We start from the raw sequence: 6577 nt of genomic DNA on the forward strand, positions 1-6577 counted from the left end.
AACAAGGCAATCAGAAATATTATGATCAACTTGTCTAAGATATTCTGAACATTTTCAAAGATGAAATTGGCGTTTACAGACATAAAAATAACACCTATGATTTCGTTTTGAAAAATAATAGGCACTGCTGTGTACATTACATAATCGCTTCTATATCGATAGATATTGGCAGAATTCATCCCTTTAACGGCATTTTCCACCTCAACGAGTTGAAGGTCTTGACTTTCAAAATCATCATATGAATCTAAGATAACATTCATTTCTCTATCGATTACAAGCACCCTAGACTGAGAATCAAAACTGTGTTGTTTAATGATGTCTTCCACATAACTTCTCGTGTATTGATTGTCTACATTATTCATAAAGGGCGCTATCTGACTTGAAATAATATTACTTTGTGCCAACTGATTTGTCTGGGTTTCAGAAACATTAGACTTAATCAGGTAGTCTCTAATAAAAATCGTTGCCAGTAAGAGAATAAAGGCGATTAATATTAAATAGGTGGAAACAAGTTTCCACCTAATGCTTTTAAAGAACTCTTTTTTTCTTATTCTTAAAATAGTATCCAACTCCCCATTTTGTTAGAATATAATCAGGTTGAGAAGAATTTGATTCGATCTTCTCTCTTAAACGTCTAATGTGTACGTCGACTGTACGCACATCACCAAAGTATTCATAGCCCCAAATGGTTTCAAGAAGTTCTTCTCTTGAATACACTTTTTCTTCGTTCATCATCAAAAGAAGTAATAAGTCAAATTCTTTTGCTGTTAAATTCACATTTTGACCATTTACAGAAACTTTTCGGCCTAATGTGTTGATATTAAAATCACCAATATTTATTAAATTTGATGCCATATTTTGATCTGAAACTTGAACCCTTCTCAATATGGCTTTAATTCTTGCTTTTAATTCAAGCATGTTAAAAGGTTTTGTAATATAATCATCTGCACCATATTCAAGACCAAGTACTTTACTAGAATCATCATCCTTAGCTGTCAACATCAAAATTGGCACCATTGATTTTTCTCTTACTTTTTTGCAGACCTCTAAGCCATCCATGCCTGGAAGCATTAGATCTAGAATTACTGCATCATATGAGTTCTCAAGAATTTTATCATATGCCTCTTTGCCATCAACTGCAGTTTCAACTTCATATCCTTCTTGTTCTAAGCTAAATCTCAAGCCCTTTAATAGAATCGGCTCATCATCTACAACTAAAATTTTCTCTGCCATAATTCCACTCCATTCATTATTTTATTAAAATTCTTACATCCTCAATCCGTTTTGTGAGCTTGATGTCATCAAAATGTTCAAGTAGCAAAATACTAGCCTTTCTAGAAATATCCAACAGGTCTCTAAAATTTGCCACAGTAATTTCATCATTTTGTTTCAAATATGTTTTAAGCTTATTACGTACTATATCATAATTGTCACAATACATTACTGTATCTTCATTTATTTTAACAAGAATACGCTCATTAATCAAATTAATAAAGATATCGTAATGAATTTTATCTATTTTTGTTATATTATATAGTTCCCTTATTGCAATAGGTTTAAACGCTGATTCTCTAACATTTTGTATAATACCATCTCTAATTTTTTGTTCTGCTTTGGAATATCGAATTTTAAAGTGAGCATCTGCAATTTTATCGCCCATAATTTTTATGTCGCCAGTTGCTGACAGCCATTCTAAGAGGGCATCATATAATGCTTTCTGATTGATATTGAGTTTGGATTTTATAACTTCTTTTGGCATCCCAATTTTTAATGGTTCTTTTTTATGAAAATCATTTATGAGGTCTATTAGAGATTGACCGAGATTAGATTTCAAACTTTGTGAACACCACTGGTCTTTGCCAACTTTTTCAACTTCCTTCGTCTCAATGAATTGATTAAAAATATCAAGACATACATCGTAAGAGACTGGAAGTGATTCAAAGAATTTCTTGCTGATTTTAAAAGTTGATTTTTCACCTTCAATCAATTGCCTAATTTGCTCTTCACTATCATTTACATAGTCAAAGTCTGTAATTTCTCCCTTTTTAGCATTAACGTTTACAATATAACCACCACCCAGTAGACTTGCTGGTGAATAATTTCGGATGACAAATCGATCTCCTATTTTACAGACTAGGGGTGTTTCCAATCTAATTTGAACAAAGGGATGGTCCTTGCTAAACTCGGGTTTAATGACCAGTCTCCCGAAGATTTCAGTGGTACCATGATGAAGTCTGACTCTCTGCCAGTGGAAAAAATCAGTAACTTCTGAAATATCATCTATAAACAGCTTTACATCCACCATCATGGTCACTGGAAGCGATTCACTTGACGATACGACATTGCCTCTATTGATTTCTGTTTTTGCTACGGGTATATTTAAAGCGACACGTTGGCCTGCAACTGCCCTCTCGACGTCTTGTCCGTTCACCTGAATGTTGCGTATTCTTATCTTTTCAACACTTGGATATAGATAGTGTGCCATGGTCTTATCGATGATACCTTCAATAAGTGTTCCGGTTACAATAGTCCCCTGCCCTTTTATGGTAAAGACACGATCTACTGACAACCTTGAGCTGGTCTCCAATACGTGTTCAGGAACTTGTGAAAACAGGCTGTCAAAATACTGATTTAATGGTATTTTGGATTCGGGTCTAAAAATTGAAAACTCAAAAATAGGTTGACTCTCAAGAAATGAATTTTTGACAAAGGCCGCAATTTCCCGTTTTAAATCTTGAATTAGATCAGGTTCCACAAGATCGACCTTCGTCAATACGATTGCACCCCTCTTAACACCTAAAATTCTGAGTATATTTAAATGTTCTACGGTTTGAGGTTTTATCCCCTCCTCAGCAGAAATAACCAATAAAACGGCATCCATCCCGATCACACCCGAAAGCATATTGTGAATAAAACGTTCATGTCCTGGCACGTCTATGAAACTTATACTTTTATCTAATGCCATGTCATAATGTACAAAACCAAGTTCAATGGTGATACCACGTTCTTTTTCCTCTTTTAATCGATCAGCATCAAATCCGGTTATTGCTTTGATCATAGCAGTCTTACCGTGGTCTATATGACCAGAAGTTCCTATAATGATATGATTTCTCATGATTCACTCCAATTGACAATTTCTTTAATTGCATCTACCAAACATGTAAAATCTGATTGAGAAATTGTCCTAAAATCAAGGACGACCTCGTCTTCAATGATCCTAGTAATAATCGGTGTTAGATATTTTCTAAATTTATCCTGCATAGCACTTGGCTTATTCGTTTTTATATATAGACCATAGGATTTCATTTTTTCAAGTGGGTAGGCCCCCCCGCCGACTTCAGAATCAACTGGCCTTATTTTAAAAATAGAATGTAGCTTAGCCTTGTCTGAAACACAAGACTCCAACAAGCGCCAAAATTGATTAATGTGATTGAGCACATCAGCCTCAGTCATAGTTAAACGCCTTAATGTATCAATGTTTTCAACCGCCTTAGCAGGGTCTAAATATTCAAGTAAAGTCTGCTCAAGTATGGCTAATGAAAATTTATCAATCCTAAGTGCGCGTAGCAACTGGTTTTTTTTCATTTGATCAATGAACTCTTTTTTACCAACAATAATACCACATTGGGATGCACCAAGTAATTTATCACCTGAAAAAGAAATCACATCCACCTTATTTTTAACGACCTCTTGAACAAGGGGTTCTTTGGTAAAACCATATGGCATTAAATCGACAAGTAGACCACTTCCCAAGTCCTCATAGACTGGCAATTGATGTTTATGTGCCAACTCAGACAAGGAAGTCGAATCGATTGCTTGAGTAAATCCGAGTATCTTATAGTTGCTTGTATGAACCTTAAGTAGTAAGGCTGTTTCATCGGATATCGCATCTTCATAATCGGCATAATGTGTTTTATTTGTTGTGCCGACCTCTTTTAAAACACAGCCACTCATACTCATCACATCTGGTATCCTAAAAGCACCGCCAATCTCAACCAACTCACCACGAGATACAATGACTTCTTTTCCCTTGGCAAGCGTGTTAAGAACCAACATAACAGCTGCTGCGTTGTTGTTGACAACAATTGCCGCCTCGGCCCCTGTAATGGTACACAGAAGTGATTCTACAATCGCATACCGTGTACCCCTAGTACCTGCTTCAAGATCAAACTCAAGGTTATTGTATTGGCATAAGACATCCGTCGCATGCAACAAGATCTCTTTAGAAATGGTAGATCTGCCTAAGTTGGTGTGTATAACAACACCCGTACCGTTAATCAATGGCACAAACTTAGGAGCTTGTAGTGCTTTTACTCTCACTTCAATCGCTTCAAGAATAGTCTGCGTATCCAGATGATTCAATTCATTCCCCTTGATCATATCTCTAAGCTCACTTAAATAGCCATTGATTACCGATTTGATCTCTTCTTGGCTTAATTTAATCTCTATTTTATTTTGAATGGCAATCATCAGATCGTCCACCCTTGGTATTTCTCTAAGCAATTTTAAAGTACTCATTTAACATTTAAATACCTTTCTGATTTTTCCAAAACCTTGCCAACGACAAAATAGGCTGTTCTCACATGTTGCTTAAGAGATGTCAGAACTTGTTCCACTTGTCCTTCAGGTACGGCAAACAACAGACCGCCTGAAGTCTGTGGATCACATATCAAGTCCAATATGACTTCTTCAATACGCTCATCAATATAAGCTTCTTTTTCAACAAAGAACTTATTTTTATAGGCACCAGCCGGTATAATGCCCATGGCAGCCATTTCTTTAGCACTCTCAATAAACACCAAATTTTTGGTATCAACTTCAATGGTGACATTGCTGCCTTTAGCCATTTCAAGTGCATGACCAAGTAATCCGAAACCTGTTATATCTGTGCATGCATGAACATCATAGGTTTGAATTGCCTCTTTTGCATATTTATTAAGTTCACTCATTATAAAAGTAACTTCTTTAACAGTTGATTCACTTAGTAAATCTTCTTTAAGGGCTGTTGTTGTCACACCAACGCCTAAAGGTTTCGTTAAGATCAAAACATCCCCAGGCAAGGCACCAAAATTACGCCAAATACTTGAGGGATGAACCATCCCTGTACAGGATAATCCATATTTTGGCTCATTGTCCTCAATAGAATGCCCTCCAACAAGGATTGCGCCTGCCTCCTTTACTTTGTCTGCACCACCCTTAAGAATTTCCTTAAGAATTTCTGGTGCTAAACAATTGGGAAAACCGACAATGTTCATTGCAAGTGTTGGATTTCCACCCATTGCATAGACATCACTTAAGGCATTTGCCGCAGCAATTTGTCCAAACTGATAGGGATCATTTACAATAGGTGTAAAAAAGTCCAAAGTCTGAATCATTGCAAGCTCATCATTTATTTTGTATACTGCTGCGTCATCAGATGTATCAAAACCTACCAATAACGCCTCATCTTCAAATTTAGGTAAATCGCACAAAACTTGTGCTAAGGTCTCAGGACCAATCTTAGCGCCTCAACCAGCGCTTGTGGTATATGCTGTTAATTTAACAGAATCCATCATGTCCCCTCCATTCAGTCATAAAGTCATGCACTAATTGTATTATAACAAAAAAATATCATAAAAATATCATTATTTACCATTTAACAATAGTTCAAGTTTCTTTTGACCAATCCCTTTTACTTGTAATAAATCTTCAAAGGCGTTAAAATCTCCATGTTCATCCTTATAGGTCAAAATCGCTAACGCCGTTTTTTCTCCTATGCCATTAAAATGAATTAACTCATCCAGTGTATATTGATTAAACCGATTCACATCAATTTGGGTTTGTGTAACAGGGTCATAGATCGACATTATTGGATTTGCCTCAAAATTGCTTATATTTTCAGTGATTTCATTCACCCCAGTGGGTTGAACACTTATGGTCCTATATGTTAAAATAGAGGTCTGTAGTGATTGATTTATACATATTAATCGTGTGACAATCACTAATATTAATAAAATAATTATATAATTTCTTCGACTCATATACATTTCACCTCTTTATATTAGTTGTAAAAAGTATATCATAAAAGAATTTTAATTACCATATTATACCATTTGGAGGCGTCGTGACTTATTTAAATTCTTTCATTAAAAATAGATTTTTTTTATTAACACTTTTACTGATGTTTATAACCTTAAATTTACTCTCTTCTTTTAGTTTTGCTGATGATGATTATACCATTACCTCAGATAGCCTCATTGCAGAAAGTGCTATTTTAATTGACCAAGATACAGGTCAAATTTTGTTCACTAAAAACGCGCATACACCTATGTATCCAGCGAGTACAACTAAAATTTTAACTGGGATTATTGTTCTGGAAGATTTAGATTTGAATCAAGAAGTTACCATAACCAAGGATATGGAAGGCGTTGACGGTAGTGGTATAGCTCTAGAAGCCGGTGAAGTTCTTACCGTAAATCAACTTCTACACGCCATGCTCATGGTTAGTGCCAATGATGCTGCTGAAGCACTCGCTAAAACACATTCTGGTTCAATTGAAGCCTTTGCAAAGGTCATGAATGAACGTGCGGCTTCAATG

At 35.6% G+C, this 6577-nt stretch carries 7 protein-coding genes; 1 reads left to right on the forward strand and 6 read right to left on the reverse strand.

From position 1 onward, the window contains the following. From AC220I_RS16110 to AC220I_RS16135, 6 genes are all read right to left on the reverse strand, one after another. Positions 1 to 569: hypothetical protein (locus AC220I_RS16110; protein ID WP_486724885.1), on the reverse strand; the 569-nt coding region annotated here is incomplete at its 3' end. Next, positions 529 to 1233, reverse strand: coding sequence for a response regulator transcription factor (locus AC220I_RS16115; protein WP_486724886.1), 705 nt, complete (start codon positions 1231 to 1233; stop codon positions 529 to 531). The genes AC220I_RS16115 and AC220I_RS16110, both read right to left, overlap by 41 nt. A gap of 16 nt (positions 1234 to 1249) precedes the next feature. Beyond that, complete coding sequence (gene selB, locus AC220I_RS16120) at positions 1250 to 3115, reverse strand: selenocysteine-specific translation elongation factor (RefSeq protein WP_486724887.1); 1866 nt, start codon at positions 3113 to 3115, stop codon at positions 1250 to 1252. Next, positions 3112 to 4518: an L-seryl-tRNA(Sec) selenium transferase gene (selA, locus tag AC220I_RS16125; RefSeq protein WP_486724888.1), complete on the reverse strand. Its 1407-nt coding sequence runs from the start codon at positions 4516 to 4518 to the stop codon at positions 3112 to 3114. Before selA ends, selB begins: the two co-directional genes overlap by 4 nt. Then, positions 4515 to 5552 (reverse strand): selenide, water dikinase SelD, encoded by a 1038-nt coding sequence (gene selD / locus AC220I_RS16130; protein ID WP_486724889.1) that lies wholly within the window; start codon positions 5550 to 5552, stop codon positions 4515 to 4517. The genes selA and selD overlap by 4 nt, the downstream gene beginning before the upstream one ends. 72 nt (positions 5553 to 5624) lie before the next feature. Next, positions 5625 to 6020, reverse strand: coding sequence for a ComEA family DNA-binding protein (locus AC220I_RS16135; protein WP_486724890.1), 396 nt, complete (start codon positions 6018 to 6020; stop codon positions 5625 to 5627). A gap of 83 nt (positions 6021 to 6103) precedes the next feature. Between AC220I_RS16135 and AC220I_RS16140 the strand changes: the two genes are divergently transcribed. Continuing rightward, on the forward strand, positions 6104 to 6577 hold a 474-nt coding region (locus AC220I_RS16140), incomplete at its 3' end, for a D-alanyl-D-alanine carboxypeptidase family protein (RefSeq protein WP_486724891.1).

This window comes from Fusibacter sp. (assembly GCF_057447755.1).

Excerpts from the sequence above, each read along its gene's own strand:
- AC220I_RS16115 (WP_486724886.1), bottom strand. The coding sequence starts at position 1,233 with ATGGCAGAGAAAATTTTAGTTGTAGATGATGAGCCGATTCTATTAAAG.
- selB (WP_486724887.1), bottom strand. The coding sequence starts at position 3,115 with ATGAGAAATCATATCATTATAGGAACTTCTGGTCATATAGACCACGGT.
- selA (WP_486724888.1), bottom strand. The coding sequence starts at position 4,518 with ATGAGTACTTTAAAATTGCTTAGAGAAATACCAAGGGTGGACGATCTG.
- AC220I_RS16135 (WP_486724890.1), bottom strand. The coding sequence starts at position 6,020 with ATGAGTCGAAGAAATTATATAATTATTTTATTAATATTAGTGATTGTC.